Below are 18,839 nucleotides of genomic sequence, written 5' to 3'. Positions count from 1 at the left end.
TAGCGCCCATCAGTGCGGCCGGAAGACGGGCCTTGGTTTGGGATAAGGGCGCCGGCTGTTCGACTATATCGGCGGTTCTACCCGAACTTACAGATTCCGGCCGGTGTGTCGGAAGCGCCATCCAATGGCTCCGTGGTCATCCGGCGCTCCACCCGCCGTCCATGGGGTAGGAAGCACCGGTGACCATCCCGGCGTCGGGCCCCGCAAGCCAGGCGGCAAGCGACGCAACTTCCCCGGGTTCCACCAGGCGCTTGACGGCGGACTCAGTGAGCATCACCGAGGCCACAACCTCATCCTCCGGGATGGAATGGATCCGGGCCTGGTCCGCAATCTGCGCTTCGACCAGCGGGGTCCGCACGTAGGCGGGGCTGATGCAGTTGGAGGTGACGCCGTGGGGGCCGCCTTCCAGGGCGGCAACCTTGGACAGCCCTTCCAGGGCATGTTTGGCGCTGACGTAGGCGCTCTTGAACGCGGACGCCCGGAGTCCGTGCACACTGGAAATGTTGATGATCCTGCCGAACCCCCGCTGGTACATCCCCGGCAGGACGGCCCGGATCAGCAGGAACGGGGACTCCACCATGAGCCGGTGGACCAGCCGGAAAGTGTCCGGATCATAATCCTGGATCGGGTTGATCCGCTGGATCCCCGCATTGTTGATGAGGATGTCCGTGTCCAGGGACAGCTCCTCCAGGGCACGCGTGTCGCTGAGGTCCACCACCCAGGCTTCACCGCCGGTCAGGGAAGCAACCCGCTCCGCCGCCTGCCCGTTGACGTCGGCGACCGTGACCTTAGCGCCAAGGTCCGCGAATTTCCGGGCGCAGGCCTCACCGATGCCGCTCCCTCCACCGGTGACGAGCACCGACTTTCCGCTGAGGTCTTCTCCGGCAGCTCCCGGAACGATCATGGCCCAGCTCCTTCACCGGCGCGTCCGCGCCATCCCGTGTTCGGTGCACCTTCTCGAGGGAAAACCTACGGCCCGGGTCACTAAACCTCAATGCCCGCAAGGCCGTCGACGGCGGCGGCGGCGAACCGGGCCTGGAGGGAAACACCGGTGAGAAACGGAACGGCCCGGAGCTTCAGGGAAGCTCCGGGCCGTTCACACGTAGAAAGGGCTATTTGCGGGCAGACACGCTGCCGTTGGCCCGCCAGCGGATGCCGGCGTCGATGAAGTCGTCAATTTCGCCGTCGAACACCGCCGAGGTGTTGCCCACCTCGTGTTCGGTGCGCAGGTCCTTGACCATTTGGTATGGATTCAGCACGTAGGAGCGCATCTGGTCCCCCCAGGACGCCTTCACGTCACCGGCGAAGGCCTTCTTTTCGGCGTCCTCCTGCTCCTTCTTCAGCAGCAGCAGGCGCGACTGCAGAACACGCATGGCGGCGGCCCGGTTCTGCAGCTGGGACTTTTCGTTCTGCATGGAGACCACCGTGCCGGTGGGAAGGTGGGTCAGGCGCACGGCGGAGTCGGTGGTGTTCACTGACTGCCCGCCCGGGCCGGAGGAACGGAACACATCAACCCGGATGTCATTGTCGGGGATGTCGATGTGGTCCGTCGGCTCAATCAGGGGAATGACTTCGACGGCGGCAAAGGACGTCTGGCGGCGGCCCTGGTTGTCGAACGGGCTGATGCGGACCAGGCGGTGCGTGCCGGCCTCCACCACCAGGGTGCCGTACGCATAGGGAGCCTTGACTTCAAAGGTGGCTGACTTCAAGCCGGCCTCTTCGGCGTAAGAGGTGTCCAGAACGGTGGTGGGATATCCGTGGCGTTCAGCCCAGCGCAGATACATGCGCAGCAGCATTTCGGCGAAGTCGGCGGCGTCCACTCCCCCGGCGCCGGAGCGGATGGTCACGACGGCCTCGCGCTCGTCGTACTCACCGGAGAGCAGCGTGACCACCTCCAGCTGGGACAGGGACTTGCGCAGGGATTCCAGTTCGACGGCGGCCTCGGCCTTGGACTCGGCGTCAGCCTCATCCTGGGCCAGCTCCACGAGCACCTCAAGGTCGTCGATGCGGGATTCCAGCTTCTCCAGCCGCTCCAGCGCCGTCTGCCGGTGCGAGAGTTTGGAGGTGATTTTCTGCGCCTCCGAGGGGTCATCCCAAAGGTCGGGAACCCCGGCCATTTCGCTCAGCTCTGCGATGTCCTCCTTGATTGCCGCCACATCCGAGACCTGCTCGATGGACGCAAAGGTGGACCTGAGGGCGCGGATCTCCGCGGGAAAATCGATTTCAGCCATGGTTATTACAGCCTACGCCATGAGCAGTGGGCGCCGCTGTCCGGCGAAATCCCGCCCGGGGCGCCCACTGGTCATCCGCGGTGCCGTGCCGTTCCCGACGGCTGCATCACCGCGGCGTCGGGTGCCTCCGGTTCCGTCGATTCAACCGGTTCCGCCTGCTTTTCGGAGACTGGATCCTGAGGCGCCGGCCCGGGCAGGTGTCCGGCGGCACCGGGCACGCGGGCGAAGAGAGCCTTGTGGGCAAGCACTGCAGCTGTTGCCAGCACCAGGAAGTACAGGACAACCAGCACCGGCCAGGTGAAGGGCGGCTGCCACACGTCCTCCAGCATTCCCGGCCAGCGGATGTCTTCCTCCAGTCCCACTGTGTAACGCCTCAGGGTGTAGACGAAGGCGTAGAGGTGGGCCGCTGCAGCACCGGCGAGCAGCCAGCCGCCCGCGCGGCGGGCGACGGCGCCTGAGGGGAAGGCCACGGTCCGGAAGGCCATGCCGCAGGTTAAAAGGAGCAGGACCACCACGGCGAGCAGATACCGGCCCTGCCAGATCCAGCCCAGCTGCTGGATGACCTGGGCCTGCAGGATGGGAGGGAGCACGATTACTGCCGCTGCCATCAGCACAACGGCCATCCGGTCACGCAGCCTCGGCGCGGCAAGCCCCATCAGGACGAGGGCACCCATGACGAAGTGCCAGAAGATGTAGACCCCCATCGGCAGCGGGGTGTCCAGCCACCCCAGGTAACCGATGTAGCCCGAGACGTAGTCGAAGGTTCGGTCCAGCATGATCTGTGCCGCGTCGCTGCGGTCCATGTCGATGGGGGTTCCGGTCAGGCTCTTCAGGCTTTCCGCCTGCAGGACCCACAAAAGGCCGGCGGCGCAGCCCGCGCCGATAAGGGCAGTCATGGCAAGGGCCAGCCGGTTCCTGACGACTGCCGCCAGCGGCTTCCAGCCATAGATGATCAGGGGAACGACGGCGGCCATGGCCAGCCAGACCAGCGACAGGGAACGGGTGTTGGCCAGGACAGCCCCGGAAATTCCGACCAGGACAATGTTGGACCGCACGGTGCGGAGGGCTTCCGTGTTCTCCAGCACAACGCACAGGTTCAGGAATACGGCCGCCGCAGTGACGATTTCCAGGGCATTCGGGTTGATCGACCCGTTCAGGAACAGCACCATCGGGGTGAGCGCACCCATGGCTGCCACCGTGGGCCAGCGGGGGCTGCGCAGCCGCCAGGCCGCCCCCAGGGAAACGGCCAGGAAAGCGGCACCGATGAGCCCGCTGACAATCCGCATGGCATAAACGGCCGGCGCGCCAGACATCAGCAGGGACGGCCATCCCACCATGAAGTAGTACATCGGGTTGTAGTTGCCGGCGCTGGTTTCCGCCTCAGTGAGTTCAGTGTCGTCAGCGTTGACGACCGGCGCGCAGTCGGCCGTGATCCGGCCGTCATAGGCGTGGCAGGCCTGTGCCGGGAGGTCGGCAATGTAGCCGGGAACCTGGACGGTTGCCCGGTCTCCCTGGCCGCCGGCGGATTCGCCCATGAGTTCACCGCGGACCACCGAGGCGGCCTTGATGGCGTGCGCCGGTTCATCCGGAACGGCCATGAGGGGTGAGGCCAGCGACCACAGCGTAGACAAGGCAGCCAGGATAAGAAATGCCGCGGGGAGAAAGAGCTTCCCGGCGGTGGGCCGGGAGCGGGCGCGGCGGTTCAGCACGTTCATTTCGTCAGTGTCCTACTTCGTCAGGGTGTCGGGCCGACCGGCCGGCCGGGAGCCGATGCCGCAGATACGCCCAGTCTACTTGTCCGGTCCCGCTGCTCTTTCAGTTCAGCAAAGCCGGGAGCAGGCGCTAGTCTTAGTCCACCTCTTGAGTGCGCTGCGGCGGTTGTTGCCCGGGGCAGGTTCTCTAGCTCAGCAACCCGAAAGATCCAATGGCCCAAAGCAGAACGCGCAAGATCAGGGAGACGGTATCGGTTTTCCTGCAGCGCCGCGTCATCAGGTTCCTCATCGTCGGCGCCTTGTCGTTCGCCATCGACCTGGGTCTGCTCATGGCCCTGCACGAGATCGCCGGCGTTGAATTGTGGATTGCCACACCGGTGGCGTTCATCACGAGCCTCATCTTCAATTTTCTGCTGCAGCGCCGCTACACGTTCCAGGCCACGAACAAGAGCCATGTGAGCGCAGTAAAGTACGGCATCCTCGTGGTGTTCAACATCTTTGCCACGGACCTCATCGTGCTCTTCTTCGCCGGCACGGACTTGACGTACGCAACCGGCAAGGTGGTTTCGACCATCTCGACCATGGTGTGGAACTTCTTTATCTACAAGTACTGGATCTTTCCCAGCGCCAAGCCGGCGGAACCCGCCCCGGCGCTGCCAGCTCCCCCGGCTGCGGCCGATCCTGAATTTGAGAATGAGGCCGACCGCCTCCGCTGAGAGGCAGTCCACACGTCGGCCTGTCGTTTCCCGGTTTCCGCCCCTTCGGACGTATCTTGGTTCTGTCAGTGAGCCGTTCCGAAAGAACCGCAGGAGGAAACGTTGCTGAACAGTCGGAAAGCTGAAGGTGCACCAGCCCCCGTGCCCGTCCGCCACCCGGAATCCGGGCGCAAATACTCGATCGAGGAGCTCGAAGCCCTTGCGGCCGAGGGCGACGCCTGGGCCATGACCAAGACCGACGAGTGGGACCTGCACTTTTCCAACGAGTACAGGGCCTCCGTCAAGGACCGCTGCCCCGATCCGGATTGCGAACTCTTTGGAGAGCCTGCCACGCTGTGCTACGGCGACGACGGCGGACTGCTGGAGATCGACCACGACGGCTGGGCGCATCCACCCGCTGCCGTGCAGGAGCATGCCAAGGCATCCTGAGCCCGCCATGCCTATTGGCTTAGCCGTGCCCGGGCCTCGGCGACGGCGGTAATCGGGATTCCGTCGGGCACCAGAAAGTTCACCAGTGGCGGATGCACGACGCCGGTCAGCACCACCCGGGCGGTGCGGCCGTCCGCCGTTCCGGTTTCGGCGGCGACGGCCAGTCCCGGCAGCCGGTCCACAGCACTGGTTGCGGCGAGGTACCGGTCAACTTCCAGCTGGACCGCTGCGGGAGACAGCACCGCCGCCGGTCCCCCTGACGGGTTCCCCGAAGGGCCCAGCGAGAACGTGTCCGCCGCGGCAAGCGCAGCTCCATCCGCCGTCGACAGCAGTTTTTTATGGCCCAGATACAGTGCCGAGGCTCCCATCACCACGGTGAGCGTCAGCAGGCTTACCAGCAGATATCCGAGGATGAGAACCCCCACTTGTCCCTCTTCGCCGCTGGCTCCGGTGCGCAGGCGGACGCGCAGCGAAGCGGCAGGCGTGCCGGCGCTCATCCGTAGCGCTCCACAATCTGGGTGGACGCGGCGTCAACCGTAACGGGCGCGAAGTCCATGCCCAAACCGGACCCCAGCGGCAGCGGCACGTCGAAACTCACCAGCGCAGTGGCTGTGGAGCCGGGGGCGAGGCACTCCGCCGAACAGGAGATGTCCAGCAGCACATCCCCCGGCTCAAACCCAAAATCGGTGAACGCCAGCTCGGCGGCCAGTTTCGCCTGCTGTTCTCCCGCGGCGGGGTCACCGGCAGCCACATAAACCTTCGCCGCCGACTCTGCGGCGCCGGCTGCGGCGAAGGCGGCCCCCTGCACCTGGCCCGCCGTCACGATGAGGTAGATGACGGGCACCAGCAGCAGCAGGCCCAGGAAGATAAACTCCACCATTGCACTGCCGGTGTCGCGGCCGGCGGGCTCAGCCGTGCCTCCCGCTGCCGCGGCGTCAGCCGGAACCGGCGGTGTCGTATCCGAAGACCCCATGCCCGCTCACCTCCAAGCCACCGCTGGGTCCGAGGAACCCCAGCACCGGAAGGGGCGCCCGCACCGTGACCCGGAGCATCCGGACCCCGCCCTCCGTGGTTTCCGCGTAACTGACGTCCTCGGCCCACGCGTCATTGAGTGCAACCCGGATGAGCTCGGCCGTGCGTTCAGCGCCGTCGGCTGGTGTCCGGTCCGCAAGGGTTCCGTACCGGGCACCGGACGCGGCGGCGTCAATCAGGGTGTTGCGCACATGCAGCACGAGCGCCAGCTGAAGGATGGACAGGAAGAGCAGGGTGACCAGCGCTCCCACCATGACAAAATCCACCACCGCCGAGCCTGCGTCCCGCCCGTCCGCGGCGTGCCCGGCGGTGCGTCTGCGTACTGTCAGGGGTTGTTTACCTTCTCCATGGCGGACCGGAACATAGCCTCGAGGGCGTCCTGTGCCAGGACCATGATGAGTGCGACAAGCGAGGCCGACATCAGGGTGATCATGACCCAGCCGGGGACGTCGCCGCGTTCCCGGTCTCCGTCCTGCACTGTTTGGGTCAGCCGAATGAGCAGCGCGGTGCCGAGCAGAAGCAGGAGCTGTTGCGGTGCGTGGAGAATGCGCATGGGAAGTTCCTTTCATTGGAGGGTCCTAGAGTCCAATCCCCAGCAGGGATATGCCGGGAAAAATCGAGAAGAGCACCGTCAGGGGAAGGACACCGAAAACAAGGGGGATCATCATGGCGATTTCCTTCTTGCCGGCGCTTTCCATCAGGTCGCGTTTAGCCAGGTCGCGGACGTCCTGGGACTGGGCACGCATGACATCTGCCAAGGGAGTGCCCCGTTCAATGGCCACCGTGAGTCCGTCGACAAACCGGGACAGCGGCGCCAGGCGGACCCGGTCCGAAAAGTGCTGCAGTGCGTTCGTGAGGGGTATGCCGGAGCGCGTTTCGGTGAGGATGCGCCCAAACTCTCCGGCAAGTTCGCCGTGCGCGGTCCGGGCGATGCGTTCGAGGGCGCCGTTGGCGCTTTCTCCGGCACCCACTGCGAGCGCCATCATTTCGGCGAGGCTGGGAAATTCGGCCAGCATCCGCATTTCACGGTTCTTGATCTGGGAGCTCAGCCGGTAGTCCCTGAGCACGAACCCCAGGACTGCCCCGAGGATGGTGCCTGCGATGACTCCGGCGGCACCCGTTCTCTCCATGCTGGCCAGCCACACGGTCACCGTGCCGCCGGCGAGGAAGCCGCCACCGGTCCAGAGAACCTGCTCGGCCCGGTAATCCAGGACGGTCATGTTCCTCCCGGCGCGCGCAAGCCGGCGTTCCAGATCACGGGTGACAGGGTTGAGCCTGTTCAGCCGCCGGACGGCCAGATGAAGGGCCGGCCGCAGGATGCGTTCCAGCGGCCCGAACGGTGTGAGATCGTCCGCAGCCGTTGTAAGCAGCCTCGAGCCGTGACCGCCGGTGCGCAGCTGCGGTCCGATGCGTTCGCTGAAGGTGACCGGGCGCAGCGGCGGCAGCCGGAGAGCAGCGAACCATGCTGAGGAACCCAAGGCAAGGCCGCAGATGACGGCAAGAAACCACGGCGATGTCATCTGAGCACCCGTTCCTCTTCCGGCAGGGCTCCGATGCGCAGCATCAGCCGGTAGCAAAGGACCGACACCACGATCCCGCCCACCAGCACCGTTGCTCCGGCCGCGGAGTTGTAGGCGCTGATCGCTTCAGGCCGGGTGGCCAGCAGCATCAGGACAATCCACGGGGCGGCGACGGCCAGACGGGCCGCGTTGACGGTCCAGGACTGGCGGGCCAGCAGTTCGCTGCGGGTCCGCGCGTTGTCCCGAAGGAACTGGTTGAGCGTGCCCAGCAGCCGGCCCAGGTCCGATCCCCCGACCTCGCGGGTCAGACGCAGCGCTTCAACGATTCGGTCGGCCACGGGGTCCGCCAAATTGGCTTTCAGCCGCGTCAGGGCGGAGTCGAACTGGCCGCCCGCCCGGTAATCGGCGGCAAATTCTCGAAACGGCGGCCGCAGCTCCTGCGGTCCGTTTTCGCCGAGCTGGATCAGTGCCTCGGGCAGGGACAGCCCTGCCCGGATGGCGGAGCGCAGGTGGTCCACCGCATCAGGCCACAGCTCGGCCCGTGAGCTGCGCTGCTTGCGGGCCTGCCACCGAACCAGGACCAGCGGAACACCGGAGGCAAAAAGACCGAAACAGGCAGCCACCGGCACGGCGCCCGTCCCGGCGAGAACCAGCACCGCGACCAGGAGTCCCGCAGCGACGCTGGCGGCAACGACGGCGCGCGGAGTTACCCGCTGGATCCCGGCCTGCAGCAGTTCGTCCTCCAGCCGGCTGGTGCGCGGCCTGCGGGCGGCAGCCGGCGGCACCACCCAGCAGGACCGCCAGATCAGGAACAGTCCGAGCCCCAAGACGAGCCCCGCGGCGGCGCTCACGGCTGCACCTCAAGAAGCTCAGCCACATTGAATCCGGCGCGGGCGAACTTTTCAGGCGCCGGCATGGAGGCGGCAGTGACTTCAAGGCGCCCGTCCGTACGCTGGAAGATGGACGAGGATTCGATGATCCCGTTTTCGACCCGGCTGCCCAGGGCCATAATTTCCATCACCTGCCGTTTGCCCGCGGCATTCCGGGCGCAGTGGATCACCAGGTCGATGCAGGAAGCAACAGTGGGAACCACAAAGGCACTGGAAATGTTGTCGCCGGCCAACAGGGGAAGGGTGCAGATTTTTGTGACGGCGTCATGGGCGCTGTTGGCGTGCACGCTGCACATGCCCGGCAAACCCGAGTTCAGGGCTATCAGCATGTCCAGGCTCTCCGCCTCCCTGACCTCGCCCACGATCAGCCGGTCCGGGCGCATGCGCAGCGCCTCCTTGACCAGCCGCCGCATCGGTATTTCCCCCATGCCCTCGAGGTTCGACTGCCGGCACTGCAGCCCCACCACGTCGCGCAGCGGCAGCTGCAGTTCGAAGATCTCCTCGACGGTGACCACCCGTTCCCGCGCACCGATCGATGCGCCCAAGCAGTTCAGCATGGTGGTCTTGCCGGCCTGGGTGGCTCCGGAAACCAGGACGTTCAGGCCGCTGGCAACGGCTGCGCCCAGGAACCTGGCGGCCTGCGGGGTCAGGGTTCCCAGCTCCACCAGGTGCTCCAGCCTGCTGGCACGGGCAATGAACTTTCGGATATTCACCGCCCAGTGGCGCCGGGTAATGTCAGGAATGACCACGTGCAGCCGCGACCCGTCCGGAAGCGACGCATCAACGAAGGGCGAGGACAGATCCAGGCGGCGGCCGGAGCTCTTCAGCATCCGTTCCACCAAGTCCCGCACCTGGTCCGAGGACAGGACCAGTGAGGTCAGCTCGGACCGCCCGTCGCGGGCAGCGTAGATCTCGGTGGGCGAATTGATCCAAACTTCCTCGACCGTGGGGTCATCGAGCAGCGGTTGCAGGGCGCCGAATCCGGCCACGGCGTCAAAGACGCGGCGGCGCGCTTGTTCAAGGACGCCCAGTGGCGGCAGCTGCCCCAGGAGGGAGCGCTCGTCGTAATCAGTGACCGCCTCCGCAACCAGCCGGCGGACTTCCGCGAGCTGGCTCCCTGGATCCAGGCCGCGGACGCGGATGAGCTCCCGGACCTCGTCTTCCACAATTGCAACGGCATCCATTGCTGTTCCCCCGGTTCAGCACGACAGGAACGGCTGAACCGTCCTACCGCGAGACTGCGCGGCCCTTTTGCGGCCACGGCGAACAGACTAGGAGTACCGGCTGTCTTTGGCGAGGGTAGCCCCGGAGTTGTGGATAACCGGGTAGCGGTACCCGCGGCGGGCCGCCGCGGAACCAGTAGTGCGGCCGACGTGGGCATTTTGTCCCACCTTTGTGGAGCCGGAGTGGCCGAAGTGGCCGGACGGGAGCTAGCCGATGACGTGTCTGGCCAGCCGCGGCAGGGAATTCGTCTTGCCGCGGGCCAGCGAGCGGGCCATCAGGGTGGCCGCGTTCAGCCGGGAGGTACTGTGCAGTCGGGCGGCGCGCGCCGCCGACGTCCAGCCAAGCCGGGCGAACCGTTCAGCCTGGGACCTGAAATACGCGCGTTCCTCATCAAAGCGGCGTCCGTCCAGGGCACGCACCGAGGAATCCGAGGCGGAGTGGCGCCGGTACAGAAACGCCAGTTCCGGCTCCACCGCGATGGCCCCGCCCTCCGCCGCAATATCCATCAGCAGGGCCAGATCCTGGACGACGTCCAGGCCGGGGGTGAAGCCAATCCTGGTAATGACGTCCGACCGCCAGGCCAGCGACGGAAAATACGCCCAATCAGCCCGGATCAGGCTTGTCGCCATGTCCTCCCCGCGGAGGATCTGCCGTTCCCGCCCCCGGGGCGCGTAAAGTTTTTTCACCAGATCGGTCAGCGGCCAGCATGCCCGGCCCGCTTCATCGATGACCTGCACGCCGGGCTGGACCACCGAGACGTCCGGATGTGCCGCGAAAACAGCAGCCACCAGCTGCAGATAATTCGGGAGCATCACGTCATCGGCCCCCATGATGACGACGATCGGTGCTTCAACGAGCTCAAGGGCCCTGCGGTAGTTTCCGTTTGCGCCCAGATTCCTCTCGTTCTTCCGGTAACTCACCCGGGGATCATTGATCGCCGCGAACCACCGCTCAGGCTCCGGGCTCGGGTACCCGTCGTCGATGACGGCCAGGCGCCATTCCCGGTACTGCTGGTTCATGACGCTCTGCGCGGCCAGCTTCATCAGGTCCACGTCACCGTAATAGGGAAGTACGACATCGATTGCCATTTTTCGTCAGTGCCCCCTTTATCCGTACGGCACACTATGGCTGGGTCGGGACGGATGTTCCAGCACTCATGCCCGGTTCATGCACCGGAGCACGTAAATTGGCACGGCGTATCCGGCGCTGGACAGGCGCGGCTGCCGCAGCCACTATGGGGCAATGGATCCGGCCCCGGAACGGGCGAATCCCAGGACTGCGAAGAGAAGGGCACCGTTCCCATGGATCACCCCGCGCGCAAAAGCGTCTGCATGGCTGCCTATAACGGATCGCTGTTTATTGAGGAGCAGATCCGCTCCATCCTTCCCGAGCTGGAGGAGGGAGACGAGATTGTCATCGTTGATGACTGCTCCACGGACTCAACGGCGGACGTTGTCAAGGGGATCCCCGATCCACGGATCCGGCTGCTGACCAACGAGCACAACATGGGGTACGTCAAGACTTTCGAGCGCGCGCTCGCATCGGGCACCGGGGACTACCTTTTCCTGTCGGACCAGGACGATATCTGGCTGCCGGGCCGGGTCAAGCAAATGATGGAAGCGCTTCAGGACAAGATGATGGTGGTTTCGAACTGCTCCCATTTCGGGGGCGGTGCCGGGCGGTTCCATGAAATCCGGCTGAGGTCAGCCGATTCGGGCCGCCGCGCGGCGAATATCGCGGGCATCCTGGTGGGTTACCGGCTGCACTGGGGCTGTGCCATGGCCCTTCGGGCGGACCTGCTGCAGCTCGCCTTGCCTTTCCCGGGCCGGATGCGGGAATCGTATGACCAGTTCCTGGCCATGGCGGGCAATGTGGCCGGCAGCATCGTCTATTTGGAGGAGGACACGGTGCTGCATCGGCTGCACGGCAACAACCTGACTCCCGCCAGGATCCGCGGGCCTCTGGCGATCCTGCGGGCACGCGCAGTTTTTGCGGAGAACCTCGCCATCCTCCTCCTTCGGCTGCGGAGACTCCGGCCCGCTTTCGGATCCCGGTAGGGGCCTGCGCCCGAGGGGACCGCGTGCGGCACTAATACCGCGGGGCAGCCGGCAGGGCCAGGTATTCCTCAAGCGTGGTGATTCCCTCTGTGGCCATGCCCGCGGCAATGTCCTCCCCGACGAAACGCAGGTGCCATGGTTCGTAGGAATACCCGGTGATGTCCGTGGCATCGGACGGATAGCGGATGATGAAGCCGAAAAGGTGGGCGTTCTCCGCCGCCCATGCGCCGGCAGCGGTTCCCTCAAAGCACGCCTGCAGGGTGCACAGACCATCAGGAGAGGCGACGTCCACGGCCAGTCCTGTTTGGTGTTCGCTGTGGCCGGGCCTGGCCGAAATGGTATCTGCCTGATGCGTGCCGTATCCGGCTTCGTAACCGGCGTACAGGCCGGTCTGGTCCGCAAAGGAACGGTAACCGCTGATGGCGGTGACCCCCACGCCGTCTGCGGCGGCGGCAGCCTGGAGGCGTGTCAGCGCGGCAGCAGCTTCCGGGCGCAGGAGCTGCCCGTCCACGCTCTGCAGGTCGCGGGGGGCATAGTCGGCTGGAGCAAGGGGCCGGGCCTTGTTGACCACGACGGCGGTGCCGGCGGGATCATCAATGCTCAGCGTTGATGTGGCGCCTGTGCCCACCTGCCAGGAAATTGTTCCGCGCTGGAACGGCTGGGAACAGGCCGAACCCGTGCAGGCGGGCGGGGCCGTCGGGTAGCCGAGGGCACCGTTCTCGGACGATGCCGCCGCCCAAGCGGTGCGGATGGCACCCCAGGTGGGCTGGGCTCCGGTTTCCGCAGACCAGTGGATACTGCCGTACTCATAATGCCGGTAACAGCCGTCGCCGCGCAGACCGCATGTTTCCGGACCGGTGGCTGACCCGATTCCGCTCGATGCGCCGCCCAGCTGCCGGTACGCCTGCTCAATGGCGCTTGCTGCGGAAGGGTCGGCGTGGGCCGCCGGCATTCCTGCAGCCGTCAGCATCAACGCACACACTGCCGCCGAAACAATCCTGCGGGAATGGCGGATCATGGCTCTCCTACGCAGCGTTCCGGGCTTACGGCCAGGTGCAGCAGCTGTCCGGCTGCCGCACGCGGGATAAGCATAGTTGACGGGATGGGAGGTGTCAGCAGCGGTTACGCACCGTCATCGTGCTCGCCGAGCGGAGCGGCGCCATGCTCAACGCCGTGCCGGTGTCCGGAGGGCAGGGCGTCAACGCGTGCCTGCAGCTTTTCGAGTGCACTCCGCAGGATTGCGGCCTCTTCGGCCAGAGCCCTGGTTTCGTCCTCAACAACCGATATTTCGAGGGACAGGTGCAGGCACACACCGAGGACGAGGAATATGGCCAGCGTGAACAGCAGGTTCGCCGGAACGACGAACCCGGACACCTCCGAGGCCCAGCCAAGCAGCTGCGGGAACCCGGCAAGAATGATGATGAGCAGGCCCACGATGACCCACAGGACGGCGTACTTCTCCTTGAGCTTGCGCTGGCGCAGGAGGAGCACAACCCAACAAACAACTGCCAGTGCCAGTATGAACGGCAGAATTGTGGTGGTCATTTAGCTGAACTCCCGTCGGTTCCCACGTTGGTCTTCTTGCGTGACATGGCAATGAGCAGGGCAAAGCCGCTGCGCGCAAGGTAAAGCGCTGCCTTGGCGGGGTTGTGGCTGGGGGTGCCGCCCTGCCGGGGACGCATTTCCACCGGAACCTGGACAACGGTAAGTCCCGACCGAATGGCAACCACCAGGGAATCGATGGTGTCTCCCAGGTACTCCGCCGGGTAATGCTCACAGTACTGGTCGATGGCCCGTGCGTTAGCGGCGCGGAACCCTGAAGTGACGTCCGTCAGGCGCACTTTGGCAATCCTGGAAATGGCCCACCCCAGGAACACCATGGCCCACTTCCGCGGGCCCCTGACCTCATAGCTGCCTTTGTCGGCGAATCGGGCGCCGATTGAAATGTCGGCGTACTGCAGTCCGTCGACCACGTTTATCAGGTCCTTCGGATCATGCTGTCCGTCCGCATCGACCTGGATGGCACGCGTGTAGCCGTGCCGCTTGGCGAACTTGAAGCCGGCACGCATGGCTCCACCGACGCCGAGGTTGAACGGCAGGCGCAGGACTGTGGCACCGGCAGCCTCGGCGATGTTCGCCGTGTCATCGGAGGACCCGTCATCGACCACCAACACATCGGCGTCTGCTACGGCCCCCAGGACTTCGGTCACAGTGTTGCCTACGGATTCGGACTCGTTCCAGGCCGGCATGATGACCAGGATCCGGTCCTCAACCGCCGTCGGAAGGGTTCCGTCCGTGGCTTCTTCGTGAATATTCTGCCCGCTCAGTGGTTCCAACTCCTACGTAGTCCTTGAAGCGTGTTGACCCGCGGCTTGCACCGGAAGCCTTAGGCATCTCTTACTAAAGTATCTCAGGCTCCGTGCTCTGCCGCATTGAGGCGCGTTCCCAGCGGCCGCCCGTGTGCAGGTAGTGTCTGCAAAGGGTGTATATACCGGGCCAAAACGGGAGGTCAAGTACCCTCAATGTGAGGAACGTTGGAACCAAGAGCTAGGATTTAACGCGGCCCAACGGCCATTGACTACGTCCCGGAGGCCCTAAATGGACTGGCTTAGCGCCACGCCCGCACTGCTCATCGGTTTGCTGATCCTGATCGTTCCCGGCATCTCAGTGGGGCTGGTCCTTCGTCTCCGTGCCTTCGATGCCCTTGCACTCGCTCCCCTGATCTCCGTTACCCTGATCAGCATTTCAGCCATTTCAGCCTCCATCCTCGGCGCGGATTGGAACGTCGGCGTCCTTATTGCCGCGACGGTTGCCGCCCTGCTCATCGCCGCACTTTTCGCCATTGCAGAACACCGGTTCCGTCCCCGCACCCTTCAACGCACCCCGTTCACCCGTGAGCTGCTGTACGGCGCGGCCGCACTGGTCTCCTTCCTGCTGATCGGCCGGCAAGTGGCCCGGGCCATCGGTGCCCCGGACAACTTTTCCCAAACATTTGACAATAATTTCCATCTCAACGCTGTGCGTTATGTCATGGAAACCGCCGACGCGTCGTCGCTCACTGTGGGTGGCATGACTTCCGGGGACCAGCCCGCGAGCTTTTACCCGGCTGCATGGCATGCCCTGACCGCACTGGTGGTCCAGCTGTCCGGCGCTCCCCTCACCGTGGGTGTGAGCGCTGTGAGCATTGCCATCGCCGCCGTCGTCTGGCCGTTGAGCCTGCTGTTCGCCGTCCGGCAGCTGGCCCGGCTGGTTCCCGCTGCCGTCCTGGGGGCGGGGGTCCTGGCCGGAAGTTTCGCTGCCTTCCCGCTCCTGCTCCTCGATTTTGGCGTGCTCTATCCAAATCTGCTGTCCCTGGCGATGGTGCCCGCCGGGGTCGCCCTGGTTGCCATCATCCTGAGGCAGGCCCCGGCAACGGTGCTGGATCTGCCCCGCGCTTGGCTGTTGGCGGTGCTCACACTGCCGGGAATTGCGGTTTCCCATCCCAACGGCATCATGACCCTCATGGCGCTGTCCCTTCCGATTCTGGTTTCCGCCTATGTCTTCTTTATCCGCGGCTTGGCTGTCCAGAAGGCGCCGGCGCTCCGTTACCTGCTTCCGACCCTTCTGTTCGCCGCCGCTTGGGTTGCCGTCGCCGTGTTGTGGACCCTTATCCGTCCGGAGGCCGAAGCAGCGTTCTGGGGACCCGTCCAGTCCGTTCCCCAGGCCGTGGGGGAAAGCCTGCTGAACGGGCCAATGGGAGCACCTGCAGCCTGGACCGTCAGCATCCTCATGGTCGCCGGCATCGTCGCGTGCGTACGGATGCCCCGCCTTCTCTGGGTTGCCGGAGCGTGGGCAGTGGTTGTCGCCCTTTTCGCGGTGTCTTCCGGCACACCAATTTCCGACACCCGGATGTTCCTGTCCGGGGTTTGGTACAACGACTCGCACCGGCTCGCCGCAGTGCTGCCCCTTGCCGCGGCTCCGCTCGCGGTCCTGGGCCTGAATTTGCTGCTCAAGCCCCTGACCGGGTCACTGGGAAGCGCTGTCAGCCGCAGCCGAATGACCCGGACAGCAGCAGGCGTGACAAGCGCGGTGCTGGCCTTCCTTCCGGCGCTGCTGCTGCTCCCGCTTACCCAGGGAAAGAGCATCGAGAATGAAATCGCCAGAGCCCGGATGAATTACATGACCACGCCGGACGCGAGCCTGGTGAGCACCGATGAGCTCGCCCTGCTGGAGGAACTGGACGAGCTGGTGCCTGAAGATGCGGTTATCGCAGTGAACCCCTGGACCGGCGGTTCACTGGCCTACGCCCTCGCTGACCGGGAAACCACGCATAAGCACATCTTCTACACCAGCACTGAGGCACAGGCGGTCATTGATGCGAGCCTGAAGGAAGCGGGAGATACGCCTGGCGTCTGCGAGGCCGTGGAAGCCACCGGTGTGGACTATGTCCTGGACTTTGGCGACCGGGAAGTGCATGGCGGCGATCATCCGTACCCGGGGCTGGAAGGGCTGGACACCGATGATGACTTCCGGCTTGTCAGCAGTGTCGGGGACGCGCGCCTTTATGAGTTCGTAGGCTGCTGACAGGCCCTCCCAGAGCCGAAAAACGGCGCCGTCTGTCCGGTTCTCCGGACGAACGGCGCCGTTTTTTGTGCTGGCAGCACGGCTAACGGTCCAGCGGTGCCGTCAGCCAGGGCGGCTGTGTCAGCTCCCGAACGCGTGGCGCAGCAGGACCCCCACGGCGCGGAAGCTGCGCCGGCGCAGTGCCCCCGGTATCAGCACCAGGGCGTGCGCCCGGGAAGTCAGGTGCAGGAGTGCGGCGCGCCGGGTCCGGCTCCAGCCCTTGTCACCGCTGAGTGTGGCGGCCAGCCGGAAGAAGCGCCGCTCCCCTTCGAAGCGGCTACCGTCCACAAGTTCCAGCGACGACGCGCTGGAACTGTGCCGCCGGTAGCAGAAGACCGGGTCGGGCAGCACCAGCAGGTCCTCGCCGTCCAGGACAAGGTCAAGGATCAGTGCCAGGTCCTGGATGACGGAAAAGTCATTGCGGAAGTCGTGGGTTTGGATGGCATCCCGGCGGAAGGCCAGCGATGGCCAGTACAGCCAGTTTCCGTGCATTAACCCGGCGGTCAGCCGGTCGCCGTGCAGGGTTCTGACCGGCGGCGTGTGCGGTCTCAGCAGTTTCTGCTTGACGCTGTCGGCCAGTGTGAAGGATGGTTTTCCGTGCTCGTCAACCACTTGGACGCCGGGCTGGATGATGCCGACGCGCGGAGCTGCCCGGTGGGCTTCCATCACCGTGCGCACGTAGTCGGGCAGCATGAAGTCGTCACAGCCCATCACCACTATCCGCGGCTCAGTTGCCATCTGCACGCAGCGCCGGAAGTTCTCCGTGATCCCGCAGTTTTTTTCATTGCGGATATAGCGGATGCGCGGGTCGTTCAACCCGGCGAAGTACTCGTCAACCGCCAGGTTGGGGTGGGCATCATTGATCACGGTCAGCTGCCAGTGTGGGCTGGTCTGGGCCCGGACGCTTTCCACGGCCGTGCGGAGGTAATCGAGATCTCCCCAGAACGGGATGTAAACGCCCAGGGACTCGGCCCGGGACGGATCTGAAGGCGTGCCGCTCACTGTGCCCCGCTCAGACGGCCCACGTAGGCCTCAAGCCGCTGGGCGGCATGCTCGGGCACAAATCCCGCGGCCTCCAGCTTGCCCAGCTCCAGGGTCGAGCGCAGCGGGCGCGGGGCCACTCCCGTTTTCCCGGCGAAGTACTCCGCTGTGGAGACACCGGTCACGGCATCCGGGGACGCCCCGGAGAGCCGGTACACCTCCCGGGCAACCTCGGCCCAGGACATCGAAGGGCCGGTGTTGGTCAGGTTGTACGTCCCGTAAGGGGCCCCGGTATCCAGCAGATGGCGGATTCCCGCGGCAAGGTCCTCAGTGAACGTCAACCGCCCCACCTGGTCATCGACCACCGACGGCGCGATGCCCCGCGCCGCCAGCGAAGCCATGGTCTTCACGAAGTTCCCGCCCTCGCCGATCACCCAGCTGGTGCGCACAATGTAGTGCGCCGGAACCGCGGAAACCGCACTGTCAGCGGCGGCCTTTGTCTGCCCATACACGCCCAGCGGTGAAAACGGCTCGTCCTCGGCATGCACCGGCACCGTACCGTCAAAAACATAGTCCGAGGACACCTGCACCAGCGTGAACCGGTGCTTGACGGCGGCCCGCGCCAGCTGCGCGGCAGCACCGGCATTAACGGCCCAGGCAGCCGCCCGGCCCTCCGGCGTCTCGGCGATATCCACCGCGGTGTACGCCGCGGCATTGATGACCGCCGAATAGTCCGTCCAGTTCCGCCCCGCGTAGGAGGCCGGATCGGCCAGGTCAAAGTCCGCACGGGAGGCAAACTCCACACGGTTTTCCCCCGCGTACGCGCCGCGCAGGGCACGGCCAAGCTGCCCGTCGGCTCCCAAAACCAGGATCCGCTTCGGCGCCATGGGAACCACATCGGCCAGGCGCGGATGGTTCCTGTCCTTGTCCGAGAGCTCGGCACGTTCCAGCGGGATCGGCCAGTTGATGCCCGCGGTCTCGTCAGCAAGGTTCAGGAACGTGTACCGGTCCTGGGCATCGGAGCTCCAGTGATCATTCACCAGATAGGTGTAGGCCGTGTTGTCCTCCAGGGTCTGGAAGGCGTTGCCCACTCCCCGGGGAATGAAGATCGCTGACTCCGGGCCCATCTCGGCGGTGAAGACCGTGCCGAAGCTCGGGCCTTCGCGCAGATCGACCCAGGCGCCGAAAATCCGGCCTGTGGCCACGGAAATGTACTTGTCCCACGGCTCGGCGTGGATGCCGCGGGTGGTGCCGGCGGATTCATTGAAGGAAATGTTGTTCTGCACCGGCCCGAAGTCCGGCAGTCCCAGGGCCAGCATCTTCTCCCGCTGCCAGTTCTCCTTGAACCAGCCCCGGTTATCCCCGTGCACCGGCAGGTCATACAGCACGACGCCGGGAATGGGCGTGGTGCGGGCGGCCAGCGGCTGTGAAAACTTCAGTGTCAT

At 65.3% G+C, this 18,839-nt stretch carries 20 protein-coding genes; 4 read left to right on the top strand and 16 right to left on the bottom strand.

The window, feature by feature from the left end:
- Positions 1–136: 136 nt before the first annotated feature.
- The 3 genes from AAE021_RS02685 to AAE021_RS02675 form a co-directional block, all read right to left on the bottom strand.
- Entirely contained in the window at positions 137–904 is a 768-nt protein-coding gene (locus AAE021_RS02685) for an SDR family oxidoreductase (RefSeq protein ID WP_342024126.1), read from the bottom strand.
- A 208-nt stretch (positions 905–1,112) separates the two neighbouring features.
- Positions 1,113–2,231, bottom strand: a complete 1,119-nt coding sequence (prfB, locus tag AAE021_RS02680) for a peptide chain release factor 2 (protein ID WP_342024125.1) — start codon at positions 2,229–2,231, stop codon at positions 1,113–1,115.
- Positions 2,232–2,302: 71 nt separating this feature from the next.
- Positions 2,303–3,946, bottom strand: a complete 1,644-nt coding sequence (locus tag AAE021_RS02675; RefSeq protein WP_342024124.1) for a DUF2142 domain-containing protein — start codon at positions 3,944–3,946, stop codon at positions 2,303–2,305.
- 209 nt (positions 3,947–4,155) lie between these two features.
- Between AAE021_RS02675 and AAE021_RS02670 the strand changes: the two genes are divergently transcribed.
- Together AAE021_RS02670 and AAE021_RS02665 are read left to right on the top strand one after the other, a co-directional pair.
- Positions 4,156–4,659: a GtrA family protein gene (locus AAE021_RS02670; RefSeq protein WP_342024123.1), complete on the top strand. Its 504-nt coding sequence runs from the start codon at positions 4,156–4,158 to the stop codon at positions 4,657–4,659.
- 141 nt (positions 4,660–4,800) lie between these two features.
- The gene (locus AAE021_RS02665) at positions 4,801–5,088 is read left to right on the top strand and encodes a hypothetical protein (RefSeq protein ID WP_342024122.1); all 288 of its coding nucleotides are present in this window, start codon (positions 4,801–4,803) and stop codon (positions 5,086–5,088) included.
- A gap of 11 nt (positions 5,089–5,099) precedes the next feature.
- Here AAE021_RS02665 and AAE021_RS02660 read toward each other — a convergent pair whose 3' ends face one another.
- The 8 genes from AAE021_RS02660 to AAE021_RS02625 all read right to left on the bottom strand — a co-directional run bounded on the left by AAE021_RS02660 (position 5,100) and on the right by AAE021_RS02625 (position 10,842).
- Complete coding sequence (locus tag AAE021_RS02660) at positions 5,100–5,585, bottom strand: pilus assembly protein TadG-related protein (protein WP_342024121.1); 486 nt, start codon at positions 5,583–5,585, stop codon at positions 5,100–5,102.
- Positions 5,582–6,061, bottom strand: a complete 480-nt coding sequence (locus AAE021_RS02655; protein WP_342024120.1) for a hypothetical protein — start codon at positions 6,059–6,061, stop codon at positions 5,582–5,584. Before AAE021_RS02655 ends, AAE021_RS02660 begins: the two co-directional genes overlap by 4 nt.
- Positions 6,024–6,374, bottom strand: a complete 351-nt coding sequence (locus AAE021_RS02650; protein WP_342025290.1) for a TadE family protein — start codon at positions 6,372–6,374, stop codon at positions 6,024–6,026. The genes AAE021_RS02655 and AAE021_RS02650 overlap by 38 nt, the downstream gene beginning before the upstream one ends.
- A gap of 71 nt (positions 6,375–6,445) precedes the next feature.
- Positions 6,446–6,673, bottom strand: coding sequence for a hypothetical protein (locus AAE021_RS02645; RefSeq protein WP_342024119.1), 228 nt, complete (start codon positions 6,671–6,673; stop codon positions 6,446–6,448).
- A gap of 25 nt (positions 6,674–6,698) precedes the next feature.
- Positions 6,699–7,640: a type II secretion system F family protein gene (locus AAE021_RS02640; RefSeq protein ID WP_342024118.1), complete on the bottom strand. Its 942-nt coding sequence runs from the start codon at positions 7,638–7,640 to the stop codon at positions 6,699–6,701.
- Positions 7,637–8,491: a type II secretion system F family protein gene (locus AAE021_RS02635; RefSeq protein ID WP_342024117.1), complete on the bottom strand. Its 855-nt coding sequence runs from the start codon at positions 8,489–8,491 to the stop codon at positions 7,637–7,639. Before AAE021_RS02635 ends, AAE021_RS02640 begins: the two co-directional genes overlap by 4 nt.
- Positions 8,488–9,714 (bottom strand): CpaF family protein, encoded by a 1,227-nt coding sequence (locus AAE021_RS02630; RefSeq protein WP_342024116.1) that lies wholly within the window; start codon positions 9,712–9,714, stop codon positions 8,488–8,490. The genes AAE021_RS02635 and AAE021_RS02630 overlap by 4 nt, the downstream gene beginning before the upstream one ends.
- Before the next feature lie 246 nt (positions 9,715–9,960).
- Positions 9,961–10,842 carry a glycosyltransferase family A protein gene (locus AAE021_RS02625; protein WP_342024115.1) on the bottom strand — a complete coding sequence of 294 codons (882 nt, stop codon included), beginning with the start codon at positions 10,840–10,842 and terminating at the stop codon, positions 9,961–9,963.
- 243 nt (positions 10,843–11,085) lie between these two features.
- On the opposite strand from AAE021_RS02625, the gene AAE021_RS02620 reads away from it, so the two are divergent.
- Entirely contained in the window at positions 11,086–11,811 is a 726-nt protein-coding gene (locus AAE021_RS02620) for a glycosyltransferase (protein WP_425362437.1), read from the top strand.
- 31 nt (positions 11,812–11,842) lie between these two features.
- Here AAE021_RS02620 and AAE021_RS02615 read toward each other — a convergent pair whose 3' ends face one another.
- The 3 genes from AAE021_RS02615 to AAE021_RS02605 all read right to left on the bottom strand — a co-directional run bounded on the left by AAE021_RS02615 (position 11,843) and on the right by AAE021_RS02605 (position 14,060).
- A complete protein-coding gene (locus AAE021_RS02615) occupies positions 11,843–12,829 on the bottom strand; it encodes a D-alanyl-D-alanine carboxypeptidase family protein (RefSeq protein WP_342024113.1) in 987 nt (328 codons plus the stop codon).
- Positions 12,830–12,933: 104 nt separating this feature from the next.
- Entirely contained in the window at positions 12,934–13,356 is a 423-nt protein-coding gene (locus AAE021_RS02610) for a DUF2304 domain-containing protein (RefSeq protein ID WP_342024112.1), read from the bottom strand.
- Positions 13,353–14,060, bottom strand: coding sequence for a glycosyltransferase family 2 protein (locus AAE021_RS02605; protein ID WP_342025289.1), 708 nt, complete (start codon positions 14,058–14,060; stop codon positions 13,353–13,355). The genes AAE021_RS02610 and AAE021_RS02605 overlap by 4 nt, the downstream gene beginning before the upstream one ends.
- 349 nt (positions 14,061–14,409) lie before the next feature.
- Here AAE021_RS02605 and AAE021_RS02600 point away from each other — a divergent pair, with 349 nt between their 5' ends.
- Positions 14,410–16,374: a DUF6541 family protein gene (locus AAE021_RS02600; protein WP_342024111.1), complete on the top strand. Its 1,965-nt coding sequence runs from the start codon at positions 14,410–14,412 to the stop codon at positions 16,372–16,374.
- Between the two features lie 120 nt (positions 16,375–16,494).
- Here the strand turns inward: AAE021_RS02600 and AAE021_RS02595 are convergent, their stop codons facing one another.
- A complete protein-coding gene (locus tag AAE021_RS02595) occupies positions 16,495–17,415 on the bottom strand; it encodes a glycosyltransferase family 2 protein (protein WP_342024110.1) in 921 nt (306 codons plus the stop codon).
- On the bottom strand, positions 17,412–18,839 hold the full coding sequence (locus AAE021_RS02590) for a bifunctional dTDP-4-dehydrorhamnose 3,5-epimerase family protein/NAD(P)-dependent oxidoreductase (protein ID WP_342024109.1): 1,428 nt from the start codon (positions 18,837–18,839) through the stop codon (positions 17,412–17,414). Before AAE021_RS02590 ends, AAE021_RS02595 begins: the two co-directional genes overlap by 4 nt.

It is taken from the genome of Arthrobacter citreus, from assembly GCF_038405225.1.
Lineage (GTDB): Bacteria > Actinomycetota > Actinomycetes > Actinomycetales > Micrococcaceae > Arthrobacter_B > Arthrobacter_B citreus_A.
This window is presented reverse-complemented; position numbering and strand designations above follow the sequence as displayed.